This is a genomic window from Amycolatopsis sp. NPDC049868, from assembly GCF_044461365.1.
GTDB lineage: Bacteria > Actinomycetota > Actinomycetes > Mycobacteriales > Pseudonocardiaceae > Amycolatopsis.
This window is the reverse complement of the sequence record NZ_JBITKV010000020.1, coordinates 46,402-68,617: the sequence shown is the minus strand read 5'-3', so window position 1 is coordinate 68,617 and position 22,216 is coordinate 46,402. Positions and strand designations below refer to the sequence as shown.

The following is a 22,216-nucleotide window of genomic DNA, read 5'->3' as shown; positions in this document are numbered from 1 at the left end:
GGGAATTCTAGTGGGTCACGTCAGCGCAGGTCCATCCCGAGGTCGAGCGCGGGTGAGGAATGCGTGAGTGCCCCGACGGCGAGGAAGTCCACACCGGACTCCGCGTACGCCCGCGCGACGTCCAGCCGCAGACCGCCCGAGGATTCCAGGCGGGTCTTCGGGGAAACCTCGTCACGCCGGTCGACCGCTTTCGCGCATTCGTCGGGCGTGAAGTTGTCCAGCAGCACCTCGTCGGCGCCCGCGGTGAGCGCCTCCTCCAGCTGGGCCAGGTCGTCGACCTCGACCTCGCAGTGCAATTCGGGCGCGTGCTCGCGCGCGGCGGCGAGCGCGGCCGTCACCGAACCGGCGGCGACCACGTGGTTGTCCTTGATCAGCACCGCGTCGCCGAGCCCGAGCCGGTGGTTGACCCCGCCGCCCGCGCGGACGGCGTACTTCTCCAGCAGCCGCAGCCCGGGCAGGGTCTTGCGGGAATCCCTGACCTGGCAACCCGTTCCCTCCACCGCGGCCACCCAGGCGGCGGTGGCGGTGGCGATACCGGACAGGTGGCACAGCAGGTTCAGCGCGGTCCGTTCGGCGGTGAGCAGTCCCCGCACCGGACCGCGGACGACCAGCGCGGGCTCACCGGCGGTCAGCCGATCGCCGTCGTCACGGGCGGCCAGGATCTCCAGGCTCGAACCGAGCACGACGTCGAACACCGCCAGCGCCACCGGGATCCCGGCGACCACCCCGGCCGTCCTCGGCCTGAGCTCGGCCAGCGCACAGGCGGCTTCGGGCACGGTGGCGTTCGTCGTCGCGTCGGGGCCGTACCGCAGATCCTCGGCCAGCGCCGTCGTGACGACGCGCTGTACATCGGCGACATCGAGGCCGTGATCGGCCAGCGCCTTGACGACCCACGGGGAGAACTCGCTCATGCCACACCCTCCAAAGCGATCGGATCGGCCAGCACCGGCTGCCCGGAGGGGCTGAGCCGGATGAGCTGACCGCGTTGCCAAACGTCGTCGTCGCGGCCGGGGAAATCGGTCCGCACATGACAGCCACGGGACTCCGTCCGGCGCGCGGCGGCCGCGACCAGCGCCTCCGCCACCAGGGTGAGCGCCGCGTCCTCCACGATCTTCGGTGTCCACAAAGGACTCTCGACCACCGAAAGATCCAGCACCGATCCGACGACCGACAGACCTTCGGCGTCCCGGCCGATGGCGGCGTACCGGCTCATCGCCCGCTGCAGCGCGTCGCGGTCGGCCACCGGCGCCAGCACCGGAGGCGCGAGCACACCTCGGCGCGGGTCGGCGAGCCGCCCGGTGGCGAGATCGGCGGCGACCGCTTCGGCCACCCGCCGCCCGACCACGAGACCTTCGAGCAAACTGTTGGAGGCCAAGCGGTTCGCGCCGTGCAGGCCCGTCCTCGCGACCTCGCCCGCGGCGTAGAGACCGCGAACACCGGAACGTCCGTCCACAGTGGCCACCACCCCGCCGCAGGCGAAATGCGCCGCGGGCGTGACCGGGATCGGCTCCTTCGCCGGATCCAGCCCGATCGCCGCGCACGCCGCGTGCACGGTCGGGAACCGTTTGGCGAAGCCGGAAATCCCGGTGGCGTCGAGGAAGACGTGGTCGTCGACACCGCCCGGCGCCTGCGCCATCCGGCGCGTGATCGCCGCCGACACGACGTCCCTCGGCGCGAGATCGCCGAGCGGGTGGACCCCGCGCATCACCGAGGCGCCCGTCGCGTCGTGCAGGGTCGCACCCTCGCCGCGCACCGCCTCGGTGACCAGCGGGAGCCGGCCGCGCGCGCCGGGGGTGAACAGGACCGTCGGGTGGAACTGGACGAACTCGACGTCCGCGACCTGCGCGCCCGCGCGCAACGCCAGCGCCAGCCCGTCCCCCGTGGCGAGCTCCGGATTCGACGTCGCCTGGTAGAGCTGCCCCAGTCCGCCACTGGCCAGCAGCACCGCGGGCGCCCGGACGACACCGGGCACCCCGTTGTGGTCCAGGACGGTCACACCGACGACCTCGCCCGCGGGCGTGCGGATCGCGTCGACGGCGATGTGGTGCTCCAGCACCGGGATCCGGCGGTCACCGGCCGTCGCGACCAGTGTCCGCTCGACCTCCGCGCCGGTCGCGTCACCACCCGCGTGGATGACGCGGAACGCGCTGTGCCCGCCTTCCCTCGTGCGGGCCAGTTCGGGCCGCCCTTCGGCCGCCAGATCGAAGCGGGCGCCCTCGGCACGCAGCCGGGCCACCGCGGCCGGGCCACCGGCGATGATGGACCGGACGGCGTCGGAGTCACAGAGCCCGGCACCGGCGGTGAGCGTGTCCTCGGCGTGCTTGCCGACCGAGTCGCCTCGCTCGTGCTCGCCCTCCAGCACGACCGCGATGCCGCCCTGCGCCCAGCGGGTGTTGCCGTCGGAGACCGTCGCCTTGGTGACCACCAGGACGTGCAGGCCGAGCTCGTGCGCGCGCAGCGCGGCGGTGAGCCCGGCCACCCCGCTGCCGATCACCACGAGATCGGCGGCGGCCTCCCAGACCGGATGGGTTTTCGCCTGAAGAGCGGTAACCGGGTCGGTCATTCTCCGCCGCCAGGCTGCCCGATCTCGATCATGCGCTGCACGGAAGCGCGGGCACGGGCGGCGGTTTCGGCGTCGACGTGGACCTCGTCGGCCCCCTCGCGCAGCGACCGCAGCAGGGCGGCTGGCGTGATCATCTTCATGTACCGGCACGACGCCCGGTCGTTCACCGCGCGGAAGTCGATCTCCGGCGCGGCCTTGCGCAGCTGGTGGATCATCCCGATCTCGGTGGCCACGAGCACCGACTTCGCCTTGGTGTCGCGGGCGGCGTGGACCATGTCGCCGGTCGAGAGGATCTTGACCCGCTCGGGGGCGACGGCGCCCTCGCCCGCCAGGTACAGCGCCGAGGTCGCGCAGCCGCATTCCGGGTGGATGAACAGGTCGGCGTCCGGGTTCTCCGAAGCCCGCTCGGCCAGCTCGGCGCCGTTGATCCCGGCGTGCACGTGGCACTCCCCGGCCCAGATGTGCATGTTCTCCCGGCCGGTCACGCGTTTGACGTGCGCGCCGAGGAACTGGTCCGGCAGGAAGAGAACTTCCTGGTCAGCGGGGATGGAGGCGACCACGTCGACGGCGTTCGACGAGGTGCAGCAGATGTCGGTCTCCGCTTTGACCTCGGCCGTGGTGTTCACGTACGACACGACGACCGCGCCGGGGTGCTCGGCCTTCCAGGCGCGCAGTTCGGCGCCGGTGATCGAGTCCGCGAGCGAGCAGCCCGCCCGCGCGTCCGGGATCAGGACCGTCTTTTCGGGTGCCAGGATCTTCGCCGTCTCGGCCATGAAGTGCACGCCGCAGAAGACGATGGTGGACGCGTCACTGCTCGCCGCGATGCGGCTGAGCGCGAGGGAGTCGCCGGTGAAATCGGCGATGTCCTGGATCTCGGGGACTTGATAGTTGTGCGCGAGCAGAACGGCGTCGCGTTTGCGCGCGAGGCTTCGCACCTCCTCCGCCCAAGCCGCGTCGGCGACCACGCCACCGTACGGAGTCAAGTCGTTCTGCAGAGTGCTCGTCATCGTTCTGGCCCTCCTGGACCTGTCTCCGGTTTTCGCCTTATAATCGAAAACCGTGCGAAGTCATCTTAACACCCAGACCCCCCTCGCCCACGAGGTCTTGGGAGCGGTCCTTCAAGTGCGCTCGGACACACTCCGGGTCCTGCTGTGGCGGCGCGCGCTCGATCCGCATCTGGGTCGCTGGTCCCTTCCCGGCGGCAGGCTTCGCCCGGATGAAGACGTCGAGGCGTCCATCCGGCGGCAGCTCGCGGAGAAGGTCGACGTACGCCAGCTGAAGCATGTGGAGCAGCTGGCGGTCTTCAGCGCGCCGGACCGGGTGCCTGGCCCCCGCGTCGTCGCGACGGCGTTCCTCGGCCTCGTACCGTCCGATGTGGACCCCGAGATCCCCGAAGACACCGAGTGGCACGACGTTTCCGAGCTCCCCCGGACGGCGTTCGACCACGAGTCCATCGTCCTGCGCGCGCGGGACCGCCTCCGCTCGAAGCTCTGCTACACGAACCTCGGGTTCGCGCTCGCCCCGGAAGAGTTCACCGTTTCGGCGTTGCGGAGGCTGTACTCGGCTGCGCTGGGTTACCGCGTGTCCGCGACGAACCTGCAGCGTGTGCTGTCCCGGCGCGGGCTGCTCGTGCCCACCGGCCACACCGCCCCGCCCGGGCGCAGCGGCGGCCGTCCGGCGGCGCTGTTCTCCTTCGCGGGCAAGGGGATGCAGATCACCGACCCGTTCGCGGTGTTCCGTCCGCCGAGCGGGAAGTGACCGACCTGCGAAGTCCTCCCGGTCCCCGTACCTTGAACGGGTGACCGAGCCGAGCGAGGAGTCCACCGGGAAGGCGATCTTGCCGCTGTTCCCGCTACAGACAGTGCTTCTGCCCGGAACACACCTTCCGTTGCACATCTTCGAACCGCGGTATCGGCAGCTGATGGCCGACCTCGTCGCCGAAGTCGTCCCGGACCGCGAGTTCGGCGTCGTCGCGCTGCGTTCGGCGATGATCAGGGAGGTCAGCGGGCCCGAACACGTCCACGAGGTCGGCTGCAGCACGGTGCTGCGCGAGGCGAAACGGCTGCCGGACGGCAGATTCGACGTCGTCACCACCGCGCGGCGCCGGTTCCGGCTGCTGGAGATCGACCGCGTTTCCGCGCCGTACCTGATCGGCTCGGTCGAATGGGTGCCCGACGACCGGGTCGCCACGGTGCACGGCGACACCGTCACCAGGCTCGCCGACGTCGCGAAGGCCGCGCACCGGCGCTACTGCGAGTCCGCCTGGAACGCCGACGACTGGACCACACCACCCGAGGACGGCGACATCGCGGCGCTCGCGTACCGGCTCACCGCCGACTGCCTGCTCCCGCTGGAGGACCGGCAGCGCCTGCTGGAGGAGACGAACCCGCTGCGGCGGCTGCGGATCGCGTGCCGCCTGCTGACGCGGGAGGCGGGTTTCCTCAGCACACTGGGCGCGGTCCCGATGCCGCCGGGGGAACTCGGCGAGTTCACGCGCCCCTCGAACCTGAACTGAACCCCCTTCACGTGCTATGAACGGGACGTTCCTTGCAAAATTTGCAAGGAACGTCCCGTTCATAGCACGCGAGAGACGCTACTTGCCGGGCTCCGAGGAAGACCCCTCGTCCGCCCCGTTGCCCCCGCCGAACTTGTTCCACACCTTGCCCGCCGCCCCGGACACCGCCTCGCCGACGTCGCTGAACACCTTCGTCAGCGGATCGGCCGAGCTGTTCCAGGAGTCCTTGTACGACTTCGCGGCCGACTTCAGGTCGTCGGTCCAGGTGGACGAAGGCGCGTCCGCGTCGCGGCGCGGGTACTCGCCTGCCAGGATCCCCCGGTACTCCTCGGACGCGGCCCACTTCTGCAGCTGGGCGGCGCGCACGACGGCCAGTGGATGCGTCATCGTCTCGACGTTGCGCAGCTTCAGGTAGCTGTCACGGAGGTCTTCGACCGACTCGTACTCCGAGGCCTGCTGCAGGAAGGACGGGATGTCGATCTTCGCCGGGTCGATGCCGCCCGCGGTCAGGATCTGCGACCGCAGCGCGGCGGTCGGGTCCTGCGAGCACAACAGCCCAGCGCGGTCGCAGGACAACTCGGCCTTCCGGTACCACTCGCTCAGCGCTGCGATGATCACCCGGATACCGATGGCGCTCACCGGCGTCCACGACATCGACATCTGCAGTTTGATCAGCCGGATCAGGATAGTGCGGTACACCGCGTGCCCGGACAGCACATGCCCCATCTCGTGCCCGATCACGAACCGCAGCGACGCCAGGTCCATCGACTCGACGGTCGCGGTGTTGAGCACGATGAACGGCTCGTCCATTCCGATCGTCTGCGCGTTGAGGACCGGGCTGCGCTCGACGAACAGGTTCGGCACGCGGTCGAGGTCGAGGGTCTCCGCGCATTCGTTGCGCAGCCTGTCCAGTTCCGGATACTGCTTCGGGCCGACCCGGATCGCGGACGCGAGCGCCATCAGCCGCTCGCCGCGTTCGGTGTAGAAGCCGGAAACCGCCTTCACGACCTGCGCGAACCCCGGAACGGCGCGCAGCGTGGCCAAAGCGCCGCGATCGACAGGGTGCTCGTACGCGCGCGGGCTGATACCCGGGAAGCGGACGGCGTTGTGCCGGGAAACCTCGATGTCGTCGGTCAAGAGAAAGCCCCCTAGAGAAGTTGCCGCCCACCCTAGAGGAATTTCGTCAGCCGAGTCGGCGGCCCAGGTCTTCCCTGCCGTTCCACGCGGTCAGCAGCGTGTACGCCAGTGTCGTCATCAACGGCGCGGCGAGCATGATCCACGGGGATTCGATCTGCGGCGCCTTCGCGATGACGTCGCCGACGGCGGGCGCCGCGCCGATCTCGTAGCGGCCGTTGGCGAACGAGACACCCATCGTCGTCCCCAGCCAGCCCGCGAGGGTCGCGCCACCGGTCGCGGCGATCAGCACGACCGGCCCGCGGCGTTCCCGCAGCAGCCAGGTCACGATGCCGATCAGCAGCCCGGCGCCGAGCGCGAGGAAACCGTAGATGGCGAGGTCGTCGAAGCGGTGCCAGCTCTCCAGCTCCAGCGGGGCGAGGCCGCCGTGGTCGTTGATCACCCGCATCCGCTGTGGCGGCGCGAGCCGCGCCCACAGCCAGGCCAACGGGAAACCGAGCAGCCCCGCCGTGGACAGGACGCTGACCGCCGGCAGCAGATCGGCCTTGACGACGACCTTGGGGTACGGGCGGCGCGGCCTCGGCAGCACGGGCACCGACCAGGGGTCGGGCACGCTGGAAGACAGGTGCGCCGGTTTACCCGTCGTCTCGCCCAACCCCGGACTCCTCCCTCGAGCTGCTTGTGCAGAGCGTAACCAATGACGCCCCCAGCGCACGCAACCCGGCACCGCATCACCCGCGTTTCGTCCTCTGAATGCGGTAGTTGCGCGTGCAAGTACCGCATTCAGAGGACGAAACGCGGGTCAGCCGGCGAGTTCGCCGTGCCGGCTGCACCGGGCCGTCCAGCCGACCGGGGTGATCTGGACGACCATCCGCCGCGCGCAGTACGTGCAGTACCGCGGCGGCTCGAGCGCTGTTCTCGGGTTGTGGCAGGCCGGATGTTCCGCGCCACCGTCGGACGGCTGTCCACAGTGGACGCAGTACGCCGCTGGGTCAGAGGACGTCACTGATCGCCTTCACCGGCATCTTCAGCTCGTCGAGCATCGCCAGGTCCGCGGTGGCCGGGCGGCCGAGGTTGGTCAGGTAGTTGCCGACGATGATCGCGTTGATACCGCCGAGCATGCCCTGCTTGGTGCCCAGATCGCCGAAGGTCAGCTCACGGCCGCCGGAGAAGCGGAGCAGCGGACGGGGCATCGCGAGCCGGAACGCGGCCACGGTGCGCAGCGCGTCCTTGCCCTCGACGACCTCGTAGCCCTCGTACGGCGTGCCCGGCTGCGGGATGAGGAAGTTCATCGTGCACTCGTCCGGGTTCAGCTCGGCCAGCTGCGCGGCGAACTCCGCGCGCTGTTCGATGCTCTCCCCCATGCCGATGATGCCGCCGCAGCAGACCTCCATGCCCGCCTCGCGGATCATGCGCAGGGTCTCCCAGCGCTCTTCCCACGTGTGCGTGGTGACGACGTTCGCGAAATGCGAGCGCGCGGTCTCCAGGTTGTGGTTGTAGCGGTGCACGCCCATCTCGACGAGCTCGTCGACCTGCTCCTGGGTGAGCATGCCGAGCGAGCAGGCGATCTGGATGTCGTTGCCGTCCTCGCGGATGGCCTTGATCCCCTCGCGGACCTGCGAGAGCAGCCGCTTGTCGGGGCCGCGGACGGCGGCGACGATGCAGAACTCGGTCGCGCCGGTCTCGGCGGTCTGGCGGGCGGCCTTGACCAGGCCGGGGATGTCCAGCCACGCCGAACGCACCGGCGTCGGGAACCGGCCGGACTGCGAGCAGAAGTGGCAGTCCTCCGGGCAGCCGCCGGTCTTGAGGCTGATGATGCCCTCGACCTCGACCTCGGGACCGCACCAGCGCATCCGGACCTCGTGGGCCAGCGCCAGCAGATCGGTCAGGTGGTCGTCGCCGAGCCGCAGGACTTCGACGAGCTGCTCTTCGTTGAGCCCGACACCACGCTCGAGGACCTGGTCACGCGCCACGGCGAGGATGTCGACGGTCTCCGGGGCAGTGGTCACGAGGCGGCTCCTGTTCGGGGTGGGGCGGTGAAGCGAAGGCACATCATCGTGCACGACCGGGCGGCTCGGCCACAGCGACGCAGGTCACTTCTGTGCCGAGGCGCGGCCGACGAAGCATTCCGGGTCGAACTCGCCACCGAACCACGGCGAGAGACCCGCCTTGGCCCGCTCGGCGAACTCCTCGGGGTCGGCCGTGCCCAGCCCGGCAGGCAGCACGCCCAGCAGCGGGGCCCCGGCGGCGACCGGCAGGTCCCGCAGGTTCGACACCGCCGCCAGGTCCGGCTCGTCCGGCCACGACCCGATGATCACCCCGGCCACGGTGAGGCCGCGTCTGGTGGCGACCTCGGCGGTCAGTGCGGTCGCGTTGAGCGTGCCCAGCCCGGCCTCGGCGACGATGATGACCAGCGCGCCCAGCGACCACGCGACGTCGGCCAGCGTGGCCCCGTCGGCGTCGAACCGGACCAGCAACCCGCCCGCGCCCTCGATGAGGGTGAGGTCGTGTTCGCCGTCGAGGGCGCTCGCCGCGGCGGCGATCTCGCTCGGGGCCAGCGCCGGCAGTCCCGAGAGCCTGGCCGCCGCTTCCGGCGACAGCGGATCCGGGTATCTCCGCAGCTCACGAGTGGTGACCGGACCGGCGAGGCGGAGGACGTCGGCGAGGTCGCCCGGCTCGTCCGGGCCCACTCCGGTCTGCGCCGGTTTCAGCACGGCGACACGCTGGCCCTGCCCGGCGGCCAGAGCGGCGATGGCGGCGGTGGAGATCGTCTTGCCGACACCCGTACCGGTGCCGGTCATGACCAGCATGCTCACGTGCGTTGAACTTAGTGGGTCCGGATCGAGTCGCGCTGAACGGCGTCCGTTAGCCCCCGGATGTGGCGACGGCCCCGACTGGCGCGAACGCCGGGCTCTCGCCGTCCGACAGATAGACCTGCGCCGCCCCGACGTCGAAGTACATCCCGGTCAGGTGCAGCTCGCCGCGCGCCTCCGCCTCGGCGATCAGCGGATAGTGACGCAAGTGCTCCAGCTGCTGAAGCACGTTCTTGAGCGCCAGCCGGTCGACCTCGGTGTCCGGGCGTTCGCCGTCGAGGGTCACCGGGGCCTCGCGGCGCGCGCTCGGCTCGGCGTGCCGCAGCCAGGAGGCCAGCATCGGCGCGCCGTCCGGGGCTCCGGTGGCCAGCGCCTGCATCGCACCGCAGCCGGAATGACCACAGACCACGATCTCGCGCACCTTCAGCACGCCGACGGCGAACTCGACGGTGGCGCCCATCGACGGATCGGCCCGGCGGGCGGGCACCAGGTTCCCGATATTGCGCACGGTGAACAGGTCACCCGGACCGCTCGTGGTGATCATGTTCGGCACGATCCGCGCGTCGCCGCAGGTGATGAACAGGGTGTGCGGCGACTGGCCACCGGCGAGTTTGCTGAGCGCGGGCTGCATGAGCGCGGCGGTGCGCCGCTGGAACTCGGTCGCCCCGCGCAGGGTGGGCCCGCCACGCTGTCCGGGCAGTTCGAGGTCCTTGGCCTGCCAGTCGGACCACGGCGCGAGGAACCGCGGCACCGAACGCGCCGCGGCAGTCCGGGTCAGCGTGGGATCGCCGGACTTGCCCTTGGCGAACCACGGATGCCCGACCTCGTCGACGAGCACCGTGCCGCCGCCGCGTTCGTGGCCCTGCTGCCAGTTCGACAGGCTCTCGAAGGCGGCGTGGTCGAGGTAGTCGACGACCAGTTCCAAGGTCACCTTCGCGCCGTCGGGCACGGTCGCGAGCACACGGCTGAGCCTCGGCACCGAAAGGAACGTCAGGACGCCTTCGACGACGACGCGCCATTCGTCGCCATCGCGCTCGGCGTGGATCCCGGACCACACCGTGCGCCGCAGCATCAGCAGCACCGAAAGCGCGATACCGAGCAGGACGCCGGTGAGCAGGTCGAAGACGACGACGCCGGCGAGCGTCACCAGGTACAGCCCCAGATCGCCGTGTTTGAGGACCTGCTTCATATGGCCGGGGTTCACCAGTTTCGCGCCGACGTGGACGAGCAGACCGGCCAGCGCGGCGAGCGGAATGTTCTGGATGAGCCCGGCGAACGCGGCGACGAACACCAGGATCCAGACGCCGTGCAGGATCGCGGACGCCCGGGTGCGGGCGCCGGCCGCGACGTTGGTCGAGCTGCGGACGATCACACCGGTGACCGGGAGACCGCCCAGCGCGCCGGAGGTCATGTTCGCGGCGCCCTGGCCGATCAGTTCGCGGTCGAGGTTCGACCGCGGCCCGGTGTGCATCTTGTCGACGGCGACGGCCGACAGCAGGCTTTCCACGCTCGCGATCAGGGCGATGGTGACGACCGCGACGGTGAACGCGCCCCAGCCGGTGTCCGGGAATTCGGGCGCGAAGCGGATGTTGAGCAGGTCACCCGGCAGGTTGACCCGGGGCAGGGTCATCCCGATGGCGACGGACAGCACGGTCGTCAGCGCGATCGCGGCGAGCGGGCCGGGCACCTTGCGGACGGCTTTGGGCAGCCGCGGCCATACGAGCAGGATGCCGATCGTGAGCACACCGATCAGCGCGGCGGTGTCGTGGTGGCCGACGACCTGTGCGGGCAGCTCGGCGATGTTCTCGAGCGCCGAACTCTGCGCCGACCCACCCAGCACGACATGGAGCTGACCGAGAACGATCGTGACCCCGATCCCGGCGAGCATGCCGTGGACGATGGCGGGCGAGATGGCGAGCGCCGCGCGGGCGATGCGGCTCAGCCCCAGCAGGATCTGCAGCGCGCCCGCGGCGACGGTGATCGCGCAGGTGGTCGCCCAGCCGAAGGTCGCGATGGTCTCGGCCATGATCACCGTCAGCCCGGCGGCCGGGCCGCTCACCTGAAGCGGGGAACCGCCCAGCGCGCCGGCGACCACACCTCCCACCACCGCCGCGATCAGCCCCGCGACGATCGGCGCCCCTGACGCGAGAGCGATCCCGAGTGAAAGCGGGACGGCGACGAGGAACACCACCAACGAGGCGGGCAGGTCGTGACGAAGCACGGCGAGAGGTTGTTTCATGATCACCAGGAAACTGGTGAATTGTCCGATATGCACCACCTGATCGAGTGAATATCACCCTACAGACGGGTGGCGTGGCCCACTTTCGGCTCGATTTGTTGCCCGAAGATGTCTCCCGAGTTGCGAAAAGCCTTACCGGCTCCCGAATCCTGGGATGTACCGGTCGGCCGCCCGGTCAACCCAAAGCCCCGAACGCGAAGCCGGATCACGCGTGCTTGAAGCCGGATCACGCGTGCTTCGGGGCGAAACTCACGCGACCGGCGAGTTCCGCCTCCAATCACGCGAGATCGGTCTCCAAGCACGCGTGGTCGCCTTACCTCAGGACTTCACCGGGGTCGCGGCCGAGGTGAACGACCGCAGCGCATCGTCGAACAGATAGACGTTCGCCTTCCCGACGTCGAAGTACATCCCGGTCAGCCGAAGTTCCCCTCGGGCAAGCGCGGCGTCGACCACCGGGTACGAGCGCAGGTTTTCCAGTTGCTGCACCACGTTGTGCAGGGCGAGCTGATCACCTTCGTGCGCCGGCCGCGTGCCGTCGAGCAGCACCGGCCCTTCGCTGTCCCTGCGCCGCATGGTCGCCTCGCCATGGCGCAGCCAGCCGCCGAGGTGCGCGAGGCCGGTGGGCGCGTCCCCGAGCAACGCCTTCATCGCTCCGCAGCCGGAATGCCCGCACACCACCACTTCCCGCACCCGCAGCAGCCCGACGGCGTACTCGATCGCCGCCCCCACCGAGAAATCCGCTTCGGCGCGCGGGACGAGATTCCCGATGTTCCGCACGGTGAACAGGTCGCCCGGCCCGCTCGTGGTGATCAGGTTCGGCACGATCCGCGCGTCGCCGCAGGTGATGAAAAGCGTATGCGGCTGTTGCCCGTTCGCCAGCCCGTCCCAGGTGCTCCGCAGCAGCGGTGCCGTCCGCCGCTGGAACTCCGAAGCGCCGCGGCACAACGGAACGCTGCCGCCGCGCTGGCTCGGCAGTTCGAGATGTTCGGCCTGCCATTGCGACCACGGCGCGAGCCAGCGCGGCACCACCCGGGACGCCACACCGCGGCGCACGGTCGGCACGCCCGCCTTGCCGCGTTCGAACCACGGATGCCCGACCTCGTCGACGATCACCGTTCCCCCGGCGCGTTCGTACGCGCGCTGCCAGCCGCGCAGGCAGTCGAAAGCGGCGTGGTCGAGGTAGTCGACGAACAGTTCCAGCGTCACCTCCGCGCGCTCGGGAACTTCGGCCAGCACGGTCGTGAGCCTTGGCACGGAAAGGAAAGTGAGCGCGCCTTCGATGACGACCCTGGTCCGCGAGCCGTCCCGTTCGACGTGGATCCCGGAGAACAACATCCGGCGCAGCATCAAGGCGAGCGCCACCACGATCCCCGCGGCGACCCCGGTCAGCAGGTTGACGGCGACCGCGCCGAGCAGGGTCGCGAGATAGACCGGCAGATCGCCGTGGCGGCGGACCTCGCGGAGATTGGTGAGGTTGACCAGTTTCGCGCCGACGTGGACGAGGAGACCGGCGAGCGCGGCGAGCGGGATCAACCGCAGCGCGCCCGCCAGGAACAGGCAGCAGCCGAGGATCCAGACGCTGTGCAGGATCGCCGACATCCGGGTGCGGGCGCCCGCTTCGAAGTTGGTCATGGTGCGCACGACGACACCGGTGACCGGGAAGCCGCCGAGCGAACCGGCGGCGACGTTCGCCAGGCCTTGGCCGACCAGTTCGCGATTGAGGTCGGTGCGCGGACCGTCGCGGCGCTTGTCGATGGCGACGGCGGAAAGCAGGCTCTCCAGGCTGGCGATGAGCGCGATGGAGAGGACGGCGGCGATGATCGCCACCCAGGATCCGGACGGCGCCTGGGGGACGAAACCCAGCCCCGGCAGCCCGTTCGGGAGGTCGACGCGCGGCAGGTCCATCCCCGCCGCGACGGAAAGGCCGGTCGCCAGCGCGACGGCGGCAAGCGGGCCGGGCACGCGGCGCACCGCACGCGGCATCCGGGTCCAAGCCAGCAGGACCCCGACGGTGACCACGCCGACCAGCGCGGCCTGGTCGTGATGACCGACGATCCGGCCCGGCAGCGCGAGGATGTTTTCGATCGTGGAACCCCGCGCCACCCCGCCGAGTACGACGTGCAGCTGGCCGAGGACGAGGATCAGGCCGATCCCGGCGAGCAGGCCGTGCACGATCGCGGGTGAGATCGCGAGGGTCGCCCGTGCGACGCGGGTGAGGCCGAAGAGGATCTGGACCGCGCCCGCCGCGACGGTCATCGCGCAGGTGGCGGCCCAGCCGAAGGTGGCGATGGTCTCCGCGATGACGATGGTCAGCGCGGCGGAGGGACCACTGACCTGCAGGGCGGAGGCGCCGAAGAAGCTCGCGACGATCCCGCCGACGACGGCGGAGACGAGTCCGGCGAGCAAGGGGGCTCCGGCGGCGTGTGCGACGCCGAGCGAAAGCGGGACCGCCACGAGGAAGACGACGACCGAAGCCGGGACGTCGTGGCGAAGGTTCTTCAGGAGGGTCGATGCGGGATTGCGGCGGCCCGGAGGCCCGGTGTCGTGCTCATCACCAACGATGTCGATCATGGGGGCAGGAAACCCGATCGGCGCGCAAAAGTCCGCTACGCAAAGGTTTCTCAGGTTTGCTTGTGCGCCCGCGAACTAGGACATATCACGCTTTAGCGGCAAACCGCCCGAGATGGACCTCGATCGGACTCGCCCGTTCGCCTGACCAAGATCAACTCGCGACCACGCTCTGTACCGAGCGTGGCCTCTCCGGATTGCTGTGGCCGCTGTCACACTCTTTGGGCTGAACTTTGCCCTTTTTACGCTTTTTGTGCGGCCGAGACCATTGCGGAAGTGATCGCGGCGAGGTCGTCCGCCTCGGAGATGTAGGGCGGCATCGTGTAGATCAGATTCCGGAACGGGCGCAGCCAGACCCCGTTCCCGGTGAGGATCTCCGTCGCCACCGCCATGTCCACGGGATGGTCCAGTTCGATCACGCCGATGGCGCCGAGCACCCGCACGTCGGCGACCGCGGGCAGCTCGCGAGCCGGTTCGAGACCGGCCGTCAACGCGGCCTCGATCCGCGGGACGTCGGACTTCCAGCCGCCTCCGGCCAGGATCCCCAGCGAAGCGTTGGCGACGGCCGAGGACAGCGGGTTCGCCATGAACGTCGGGCCGTGCGCCAGCACGGGCAGCTCACCGCGCGAGATCCCGTCGGCGATCTCCGGCGTGCACAACGCCGCCGCCATCGTCAGGTATCCACCGGTCAGCGCCTTGCCGAGACACAGGACATCGGAAGTGACCCCGGCGTGCTCGGCGGCGAACATCCGGCCGGTGCGGCCGAAACCGGTGGCGATCTCGTCGAAGACGAGCAGGACGTCGTTGGCCTCGGTGATCTCGCGCAGCGCGCGCAGGTACGCGGGCGGGTGGAACCGCATACCGCCGGCGCCCTGCACGACCGGCTCGACGATGACCGCGGCCAGTTCGCCCGCGTGCCGCTCGATCTCGGTCGCGAGCAGGTCCAGATAGCCCTGATCCGGCTCGTCGGCGAAACCGCCGGGTGGTTTGGGCAGGAACAGCTGCTCCGGCAGAATCCCGCGCCACAGCGCGTGCATCCCGCCCTCGGGGTCGCAGACGCTCATCGGGGTGAACGTGTCACCGTGGTAGCCGCCGCGCCAGGTCATCAGGCGCCGCTTCTCCTTGCGCCCCACCGACTGCCAGTACTGCAGGCACATCTTGACGGCGACCTCGACCGACACCGACCCCGAATCGCACAGGAAGACGTGCCGCAAGCCCTCCGGCGCGAGGTCGACCAGCGTCTTGGCCAGCCTGATGGCCGGTTCGTGGGTGAGCCCGCCGAACATCACGTGACTCATCCGGCCCGCCTGCTCGGCCAGCGCCGCGTCCAGCACCGGGTTCCGGTAGCCGTGGATCGCCGCCCACCAGGACGACATGCCGTCGACCAGTTCGCGGCCGTCGTCGAGGGTGAGCCGCACCCCGCTCGCCTCGCGGACCAGCAGGGAGCCGATCGTGCTCGGCATCGGCCCATACGGGTGCCAGACGTGTTCCGCGTCGAGCGCGAGGAGTTCGGCGGCGTCCATCCGGCGACCCTACGACACGCCCTCCTCAGCGCAGGCGCACAGGGAGGGTCTCCAGGCCGTGGACCAGGGTGCTTTCCCGCCATCGCAAGGTTTCCGGTTCGGCGTCCAGGCCGAGTGCGGGGAACCTCTCCAGCAGCCCGCGCAAGGCGATCTCGGCCTCCAGGCGGGCCAGCGGGGCACCGACGCAGTGGTGGATACCGTGCCCGAACGCGAGATGCCCCGCCGCCGAGCGCGTGACGTCCAGGCGGTGCGGGTCTTCGAACCGTCCGGCGTCCCGGTTCGCGCCGAGGAGGGAGACGAGCACGAACTCGTCAGCCGGGATCTCGACGGCACCGACCAGGACGGGTTCCTTGGTGAACCGGATGGTCGCCAGGTGGATCGCGCCGTCGTAGCGCAGGAACTCCTCGACCGCGCCGGGAAGCAGGGTGGGATCGGCGCGGAGGGCGGCCAGCTGTTCCGGCTCCCGGAGCAGTGCCAAGACGCTGTTCGCGATCAGGTTGACCGTCGTCTCGAAGCCCGCCACCAGCAGCAGGAACGCCATGGCCAGCAATTCGTCCGCGGCGAGCGAATCGCCTTCGTCGCTGGCGTGGATCAGGCCCGAAAGCAGGTCGTCGGCGGGCTCGGCGCGTTTCTCTTCGATGAGGTCGACGAGGTACGCGTGCATCTTCGCGGCCGCGGCCTGGAGCTCCTCCGGCGTCGACCAGGCGAGCATCGTGTTCGACCAGGTCGCGAACGCCGGCTGGTCGCCCGCGTGGACGCCGAGCAGTTCGCAGATCACCCGGATCGGCAACGGGACCGCGAAAGCGGGCAGCAGGTCGGTGCGCTCGGCGTCGCCGATGCCGTCCAGCAGTTCCGCGGTGATCTGCTCGATCCTCGGCCGCAGGCGGGAAACCGTGCGGGTGGTGAAGGCCTGGTTGACCAGTTTGCGCAGCCGCGTGTGGTCCGGCGGGTCGGAGTTGAGCATATGCCCGTTCAACGCCCGGACGGCGCTGTCACCGGAGGATTCGAAGCCGTCGCGTTCGAAGAGCCGCTGGACGGCCGCCGGATCCTTGCCCACCCGGGGATCCGAGAGGATCGCGCGGGCTTCGGCGTACCCGGTGACGAGCCAGACGTTCAGGCCGCGCGGCAGCCGGACCTTGCGGGCCGGGCCCTCTTCACGCAGCAGTGCCGAAACCCGGTGTGGATCCTGGACGAAATCCCAGTCCAGGTTCTTCGGTTCCCCCATCGGTACGCCTCCCCCGGCGCGCCGGTCAGCGTTCGGCCAGCGCGGCCACCACTCGCTCGGTCACTTCGGTCCAGTATGCCCGCTGTTCCTCGCGCTCGTCGGCGCCCGCGAGCCATTCCTGGTGGAAACGCAGCGTGGTCTTCTGGTCGGTACCGCTCACCGTGATCTGCAAGGTCGAGTCGTGGTCCCAGTCCTTCGGGCGCCAGGTCAGCCGGAGCTTGTCGCCCTCGGAGCGACCGCGGATCTCGCCGGTCGTCCCGTTGGCCGTCTCGTACGCCGCGCCCAGCTCGTGGCCGAGTTCGGCACCAGGTCCGAGCCAGATGCCCACACCCTCGCGTCCGACCAGGAAGTCCCACACTTGAGTGCTGGTGTACGGCACCGTCTGGGAAACGCCTACCTGCCAACCACTTCCGGCTGTTTTGGCCGTTGTTTTGGTCACCGGGCCATCATCCCATCGGGTGTAGCGTGCGACGGTCACCGGTCCGGGTGGAGGATGTCTTTCCGTGCGCTACCGTCCGATTTCTCCCGCTCTGCTGGTGTCCGAGCTGACCGAGCGCATCACGGCGATCACGGGCCGCCGCCGGATCGCGGTCGCGATCGACGGCGCGGCCGGTGCGACCAACACCACAGAACTCGCCGACGCCCTGGTCGATCCCCTGCGGATCGCCGGTCACGCGGTGTTGCGGATCTCGGCGAACGACTTCCTCCGCCCCGCCTCGTTGCGCTTCGAACGGGGCAAAGAGGACCCGGATTCGCGCTACAGCGACTGGCTCGACCTCGGGGCCCTGCGCCGCGAGGTGCTCGACCCGCTCGCCGAGGACGGCAGCGGCCTGGTCCTCCCGTCGCTGTGGGATCCGGTGCGCGATCGCGCCACCCGCGCCGAACGCGTCGAATTGGCCGAAGGCGGCGTCGTCCTGGTGGACGGCGAGTTCCTGTTCGGCGCGGGGCTCGCGTTCGACCTGAGCGTGCACCTGTGGCTCTCGCCCGGCGCGCTGAAGCGGCGGGTGCCCGACGCGTGGGCGCTCCCCGCTTATGCGCGCTACGAACAGGAAGTCGACCCGTCGGCGCTGTCGGACGTGGTCATCCGCGTCGACGATCCGAAACATCCGGCGCGTTACGAACCCTGACTCCTCAGCGCACCGCCGCGACGGCGTCGCCGTCGAGCAGGCCGGAAAGCCGGCTCGCCATGGTGTCCCACCGCCAGTTCTCGCCGACCCAGTCGCGACCGGCGGCCCCCATCCGCCGTGCCCGCACCGGATCGGCCAGCAACGCGGCCAGCGTCTCCCTCAGCTGCCGCTCGTCGCGGCCGTCGACGACGTGCCCGGTGACCTCGTCCAGCACCGTTTCCGGCGCACCGCCGGAATTCCCGGCGACGACCGGCAGCCCGGTCGCCGAGGCTTCCAGGTACACGATGCCCAGCCCCTCGACGTCGAGCCCTTTCCCGCGCGTCCGCGCGGGCATCGCGAAGACGTCGCCCGCGTTGTAGTGCGCGGGCAACTCCTTCCACGGCACCGATCCGGTGATGACGACGCTGTCTTCGACGCCCAGCGCTTCGACGAGCCCCGTGAGCGTCTTGCGGTACGGGCCGCCGCCGACGAGCAGCAGCGCCACATCAGGGATCCGCTTGCGGAGCTCGGGCAGGATCTTGATCAGCATGTCCTGGCCTTTGCGCGGCACCAGCCGCGAAACGCAGACGATCGTCGGCCGGTCGGCGAGACCGTGCCGCTCGCGGATCTCCTTGCCCGCGGCCGGATCCGGCCGGTAGAGCGCGGTGTCCACGCCGCACGGGAGCATCTCCAGCCCCGCCATCGGGCCGAAAGCGGCCGAAAAGCGCGAGCGCGTGTACTTGCTGACGTACGTGATCACGTCGACGGTGTCGCCGATCCGCCGCAGCGCTTGCCGGGAGCCCGGCAACATCGACCAGCCGACCTCGTGGCCGTGCGTCGACGCCAGCACCCGGCGCGCGCCCGCCGAACGCAGCGGCTGCCCCAGCAACGCCAGCGGCGCCGCGGCGCCGAACCAGACGGCTTCGCAGTCACGGGCGCGCATGATCTCCTTCGCCCGCTTGAGCACGTCCGGGGTCGGCAGCATCAGCGACGTCGGATGGCGCACCACCTCGAACGGGGCGGCGGCGTCGAACTCGCCGTGCGAGCCGGTGCTCGACTCCCATGAGGGGGCGTAGACGACCAGGTCGTCCGCGGGCAGGCGGGTGGCCAGCGAGTTCAGGTAGTTCTGGATACCGCCCGGCCGGGGCGGGAAGTCGTTGGTCACCAGCAGGGTCCTCAGCACCCCTGCAGGCTACTTGGCCCGCCGCAGGCGAAAGGGGCGGCACCGCCTGCGCGGTACCGCCCCTTCGCGTCTGTTCGTCAGGCCGTCGGGCGACGGGCGCCGACGTAGTTGTTCTGCAGCGGCGACACCTTGACGACGTCACCGGAGGTCGGTGCGTGCACCATCATGCCGTTGCCGACGTACATACCGACGTGCGAGACCGGCGAGTTGTAGAACACCAGGTCGCCCGGCTGGAGCTGCGACCTCTGCACCGGGGCGCCGAAGGTCGACTGCTGACGGCTGGACCGCGGCAGGGTGAGACCGGCCTGCTTGTACGCCCACAGCATCAGACCCGAGCAGTCGAAGGTGGACGGACCGGTCGCGCCCCAAACGTAGGCACTGCCGAGCCTGCTCTTCGCGGCCTGGAGGGCCGCCGCGGCGGCCGGTCCCGGAGCGGGCAGGTTGGGGAAAGCGCCGCCCTTGTCCTTCTGGGCGGCCCGGTCCGCGGCGCTCAGGTTGCCGCCGGCCCGCTCGATCTCCTTGATCTGCTCGCTCAGCGTCTTCTGGCGCGCCTCGATGTCCGTGGTCAGCTTTGCGGCTGCGTCACGGGCGGTGGTGGCCGTGTTCTGGGCGTCCGCCGCCTGCTTGGCCGCGGCCGCGGCCTGGGCGACGGCACCGCTCAGGTTGGTCAGAGCGGTGTTCTTGTTCGCGGCGAGGACCTCGAGTGCCGAGGAACGCTCCAGGAAGTCCTGGGTCGACGCGCCCGACAGCAGCGACGACAGCTTGTTCAGCTGCACACCGCTGGTGAACGAGGCACCGGCGAACTTGTTCACCTCGGCCTGGAAGGTCTTCTCGTCACCGGCCGCCTTGATACCGAGATCCTTGGCCGCGGCGGCGTCGGCGGTCGCCTTGTCGAGCTCACCCTGCTTCGCGGCGAGGTCGTCCTTCGCCTTGAGGAGGTCTTCGTTCGCCTTCTCGGCCTGTGCCGCGAGGTCGCGGTACTTGGCGAGCGCGTCCGAGCCGGACGGGGGCTGTTGGAGGGCGGGGCCTGGGGCAGCGGTGGCGGAAGGCTGGGCCACTGTCACCGCGGTGATCACCGCGGCCGCGGCCAAAGCTCCTGACACCACGCGCTTGACTGGATGCGACTGCACGGTCGCGCGTGTCTCCTTTGCTGTCGGCCACCGACTCGGAACCCGGGACGAAGAGGTCGGGGGCCCTCTTCCGCGAAGCCGCGACGCCGACCGTGAGGCCCGCGCGGTTCCCCGCGTTCCCGCCTCGCGCCTGGCCGAGTGCTATCGCAACAGGTTTGGCGCGTGGCTGATTCCGGTGCAGCTCCCCGACAAAGCTGCCTCAGTGGCGATCCCGTGTCGCCGTCTGGCGACGACTTCCGGCCACGAGATCTCGGACAGGTTACGAAACCACGGGCACCGCGTCCACCATGGAAAGCGCAAAAACTCTCCGTGATGCGCCGAAACACCTTCGGACCAGCATGAGCGGAAAGGTGTGACGGGCGTTACAACCTGGGGCCGATCACGACTACCTACCGTTCACCCGATCGGATCGACCACTCGTCGAATGCCCCGGTCGGGGTGTGTCCTCAGGCCGATTTCCGGCGCTCCTGCGCCACGATCTCGACCATCCGGAGGCGTGGCACCATCCCGGCTTCGGCGAGCGCGTCGACCGCTTTCCGCTCGTCGGCGTCCCATTCGAGCGCGAGCGGCGCGCCGAGGAGGACGCTGACGACACAGTCATGGCATGCGTCACCCCGGACCGCGCACCGGTCGCAATCGATGACGAGCGTCTCTATGTCCGCTATATCGGCGATGGCCTTGTCGTCCATCTCGGGCTCCTCACTTTCAGTGGTGAGGTGCACATTAAGAGCGACCACCGACAGTTTCGGGCCTCGTGGGACGCGCCGCCGTCAAACCCGGCTGAGCCGCGACACCAGTACCGCCGACGGCACCGGATGCGCGCCCTTGCCCCGTACCGAATCCGCCACCGCCCGGTCCGTGCTCGCGACCACCATCGGCCGTCCTGGCGGCTCTGCCGCGACGAGGGACCGGATGACGTCGTCCGCGAGCACGCCGCGTTCGGAGAACAGCACCCGCACCCCGCGCGGCACCGCGGCGGGCACGGAAAGCACACCGGCACCGTCGAATACGACGGTGACCTCGGCCGAAGTCCGCGCGGCGAGCGCGGACAGCTGGTGGATCAGCCTGTCGCGCTGGTCGGAAAGCGCCAGCTCCGGATACCCGGTCTTCGTGACGTTGTAGCCGTCGACGATCAAATGCACGTTGGGCAGCGCGAGGTACCGGTCGAGCGCGGTGACGTCCTGGATCTTGCCGCCCGCCCCGAGACCCGACGTCGCGCCGCGCACCATGTCCGCCGGACGCCTGCCCCTGGCACTCACCGAAAGTTCGCGGCGCAGCCCGCCGACGGCGCCTTCGATCGTGTCCAGCAGCAGCCCGAGCCTGACCTCGTCGGCTTGACGCGCCTCACGGGCGGACTGACGGGCGATCTCGGCGTCCGTGACGGCCTTCTCCGCCCGCGCCCGCTCTGTCGCGACACGCTGCCTCTCACGGTCCAACTGGGCCTTCAGCGCCTTGATCTCTTCGGCGGTCTCGGCGCCTCCGCTTTCGAGCCGATCGTGCGCCTCGGCGACGGCGTCCTTCGCCTGTCGGAGCTGGACACCTTGTTCCCGCAGGCGCTTCAACAGCTTTTCGACCTCGGCGTCGCGTTCGCCCCGCGCCCCACCGGCGATCTCCTTGGCTTCGCGCAGTTCTTCGCGCAGCTGCGCGAGCTCGGTCTCCAGCCGCTGGTTGCGGGCCAACGCGGCATCTCGTTCGGCGCGCAACGCCGTCTCCTCGGCGTTCTTCGCCACCAGCCGGACCCGTCCGGCCGCGCCCGCCTCGCCGAGCAGCACGGCGGCGGCCGCGGCGGCGACGGAATCGGGGGCGTTCGGGTCGAGGGCGTCCTTGCGGTGGTCGCGCAGCCATTCGGTGACCGCGACCCGGAACTGCGAAGACTCCCCCAACGCGGTGAGCAACGCCGTCCCGCCGAGTTTCGCGCGTTTCGCCGGGGCGAACTTCGCGACCGGGCGCAGCTGCCTCGGCACGTCGGCGAGCGGCAGTTTGCCGACGGCGGCGGCCGCCAGCTCGGCGATCCGTTCCCGCACGGTCTCCGGCAACGCCGTCCAGCCTTCGGCAGGCACCTCTTCGGACGTCTCCGGCGCACCCGCCGACGCCACGACACCCGAGGGGCCGCCGGTGGCGTCCTCGGGCGATTCGGGCACTGCGGGCTGCGGTTGCATCGCTCCAGCGTAGGCCCCATGCCCTCCGGGCGCGCTCGATGGGACGGCGTGCGCGCAT

At 70.1% G+C, this 22,216-nt stretch carries 20 protein-coding genes; 3 read left to right on the top strand and 17 right to left on the bottom strand.

Annotated elements, in window-relative coordinates; genetic code table 11:
- Positions 1-20 precede the first annotated feature (20 nt).
- From nadC to nadA, 3 genes are read right to left on the bottom strand one after another with little or no spacing between them, the layout of a single operon-like run.
- Positions 21-911 (bottom strand): carboxylating nicotinate-nucleotide diphosphorylase, encoded by an 891-nt coding sequence (gene nadC / locus ACIBTM_RS43205; protein WP_395882927.1) that lies wholly within the window; start codon positions 909-911, stop codon positions 21-23.
- Entirely contained in the window at positions 908-2,563 is a 1,656-nt protein-coding gene (locus ACIBTM_RS43200) for an L-aspartate oxidase (protein ID WP_395882926.1), read from the bottom strand. The genes nadC and ACIBTM_RS43200 overlap by 4 nt, the downstream gene beginning before the upstream one ends.
- The gene (nadA, locus tag ACIBTM_RS43195; protein WP_063277377.1) at positions 2,560-3,570 is read right to left on the bottom strand and encodes a quinolinate synthase NadA; all 1,011 of its coding nucleotides are present in this window, start codon (positions 3,568-3,570) and stop codon (positions 2,560-2,562) included. Before nadA ends, ACIBTM_RS43200 begins: the two co-directional genes overlap by 4 nt.
- A gap of 115 nt (positions 3,571-3,685) precedes the next feature.
- On the opposite strand from nadA, the gene ACIBTM_RS43190 reads away from it, so the two are divergent.
- On the top strand, positions 3,686-4,321 hold the full coding sequence (locus ACIBTM_RS43190; RefSeq protein WP_395883007.1) for an NUDIX domain-containing protein: 636 nt from the start codon (positions 3,686-3,688) through the stop codon (positions 4,319-4,321).
- Positions 4,322-4,361: 40 nt separating this feature from the next.
- Positions 4,362-5,078, top strand: coding sequence for an LON peptidase substrate-binding domain-containing protein (locus tag ACIBTM_RS43185; protein WP_395882925.1), 717 nt, complete (start codon positions 4,362-4,364; stop codon positions 5,076-5,078).
- A gap of 78 nt (positions 5,079-5,156) precedes the next feature.
- Here ACIBTM_RS43185 and ACIBTM_RS43180 read toward each other — a convergent pair whose 3' ends face one another.
- The 10 genes from ACIBTM_RS43180 to ACIBTM_RS43135 all read right to left on the bottom strand — a co-directional run bounded on the left by ACIBTM_RS43180 (position 5,157) and on the right by ACIBTM_RS43135 (position 16,959).
- Positions 5,157-6,215: a M48 family metallopeptidase gene (locus ACIBTM_RS43180; RefSeq protein ID WP_395882924.1), complete on the bottom strand. Its 1,059-nt coding sequence runs from the start codon at positions 6,213-6,215 to the stop codon at positions 5,157-5,159.
- Positions 6,216-6,261: 46 nt separating this feature from the next.
- The gene (locus ACIBTM_RS43175) at positions 6,262-6,867 is read right to left on the bottom strand and encodes a DUF2567 domain-containing protein (RefSeq protein ID WP_395882923.1); all 606 of its coding nucleotides are present in this window, start codon (positions 6,865-6,867) and stop codon (positions 6,262-6,264) included.
- A 147-nt stretch (positions 6,868-7,014) separates the two neighbouring features.
- Complete coding sequence (locus ACIBTM_RS43170) at positions 7,015-7,218, bottom strand: hypothetical protein (RefSeq protein ID WP_395882922.1); 204 nt, start codon at positions 7,216-7,218, stop codon at positions 7,015-7,017.
- A complete protein-coding gene (gene bioB / locus ACIBTM_RS43165; RefSeq protein WP_395882921.1) occupies positions 7,205-8,221 on the bottom strand; it encodes a biotin synthase BioB in 1,017 nt (338 codons plus the stop codon). The genes ACIBTM_RS43170 and bioB overlap by 14 nt, the downstream gene beginning before the upstream one ends.
- Before the next feature lie 84 nt (positions 8,222-8,305).
- Positions 8,306-9,028, bottom strand: coding sequence for a dethiobiotin synthase (gene bioD, locus ACIBTM_RS43160; RefSeq protein WP_395882920.1), 723 nt, complete (start codon positions 9,026-9,028; stop codon positions 8,306-8,308).
- A 49-nt stretch (positions 9,029-9,077) separates the two neighbouring features.
- On the bottom strand, positions 9,078-11,264 hold the full coding sequence (locus ACIBTM_RS43155) for a SulP family inorganic anion transporter (protein ID WP_395882919.1): 2,187 nt from the start codon (positions 11,262-11,264) through the stop codon (positions 9,078-9,080).
- 318 nt (positions 11,265-11,582) lie between these two features.
- Entirely contained in the window at positions 11,583-13,835 is a 2,253-nt protein-coding gene (locus ACIBTM_RS43150; RefSeq protein ID WP_395882918.1) for a bifunctional SulP family inorganic anion transporter/carbonic anhydrase, read from the bottom strand.
- Positions 13,836-14,074: 239 nt separating this feature from the next.
- Positions 14,075-15,355 (bottom strand): adenosylmethionine--8-amino-7-oxononanoate transaminase, encoded by a 1,281-nt coding sequence (locus tag ACIBTM_RS43145; RefSeq protein ID WP_395882917.1) that lies wholly within the window; start codon positions 15,353-15,355, stop codon positions 14,075-14,077.
- A gap of 25 nt (positions 15,356-15,380) precedes the next feature.
- Positions 15,381-16,580, bottom strand: a complete 1,200-nt coding sequence (locus ACIBTM_RS43140) for a cytochrome P450 (protein WP_395882916.1) — start codon at positions 16,578-16,580, stop codon at positions 15,381-15,383.
- 25 nt (positions 16,581-16,605) lie between these two features.
- A complete protein-coding gene (locus ACIBTM_RS43135; RefSeq protein ID WP_378371447.1) occupies positions 16,606-16,959 on the bottom strand; it encodes an SRPBCC domain-containing protein in 354 nt (117 codons plus the stop codon).
- Between the two features lie 124 nt (positions 16,960-17,083).
- Here ACIBTM_RS43135 and ACIBTM_RS43130 point away from each other — a divergent pair, with 124 nt between their 5' ends.
- Complete coding sequence (locus ACIBTM_RS43130; RefSeq protein WP_395882915.1) at positions 17,084-17,707, top strand: uridine kinase; 624 nt, start codon at positions 17,084-17,086, stop codon at positions 17,705-17,707.
- A 4-nt stretch (positions 17,708-17,711) separates the two neighbouring features.
- On the opposite strand, the gene ACIBTM_RS43125 is transcribed toward ACIBTM_RS43130, so the two are convergent.
- From ACIBTM_RS43125 to ACIBTM_RS43110, 4 genes are all read right to left on the bottom strand, one after another.
- On the bottom strand, positions 17,712-18,869 hold the full coding sequence (locus ACIBTM_RS43125) for a glycosyltransferase family 4 protein (RefSeq protein ID WP_395882914.1): 1,158 nt from the start codon (positions 18,867-18,869) through the stop codon (positions 17,712-17,714).
- A 77-nt stretch (positions 18,870-18,946) separates the two neighbouring features.
- A complete protein-coding gene (locus ACIBTM_RS43120; RefSeq protein ID WP_395882913.1) occupies positions 18,947-19,999 on the bottom strand; it encodes a C40 family peptidase in 1,053 nt (350 codons plus the stop codon).
- Positions 20,000-20,445: 446 nt separating this feature from the next.
- Positions 20,446-20,688: a hypothetical protein gene (locus ACIBTM_RS43115; protein ID WP_395882912.1), complete on the bottom strand. Its 243-nt coding sequence runs from the start codon at positions 20,686-20,688 to the stop codon at positions 20,446-20,448.
- A gap of 81 nt (positions 20,689-20,769) precedes the next feature.
- A complete protein-coding gene (locus ACIBTM_RS43110; RefSeq protein ID WP_395882911.1) occupies positions 20,770-22,158 on the bottom strand; it encodes an NYN domain-containing protein in 1,389 nt (462 codons plus the stop codon).
- Positions 22,159-22,216: the final 58 nt, after the last annotated feature.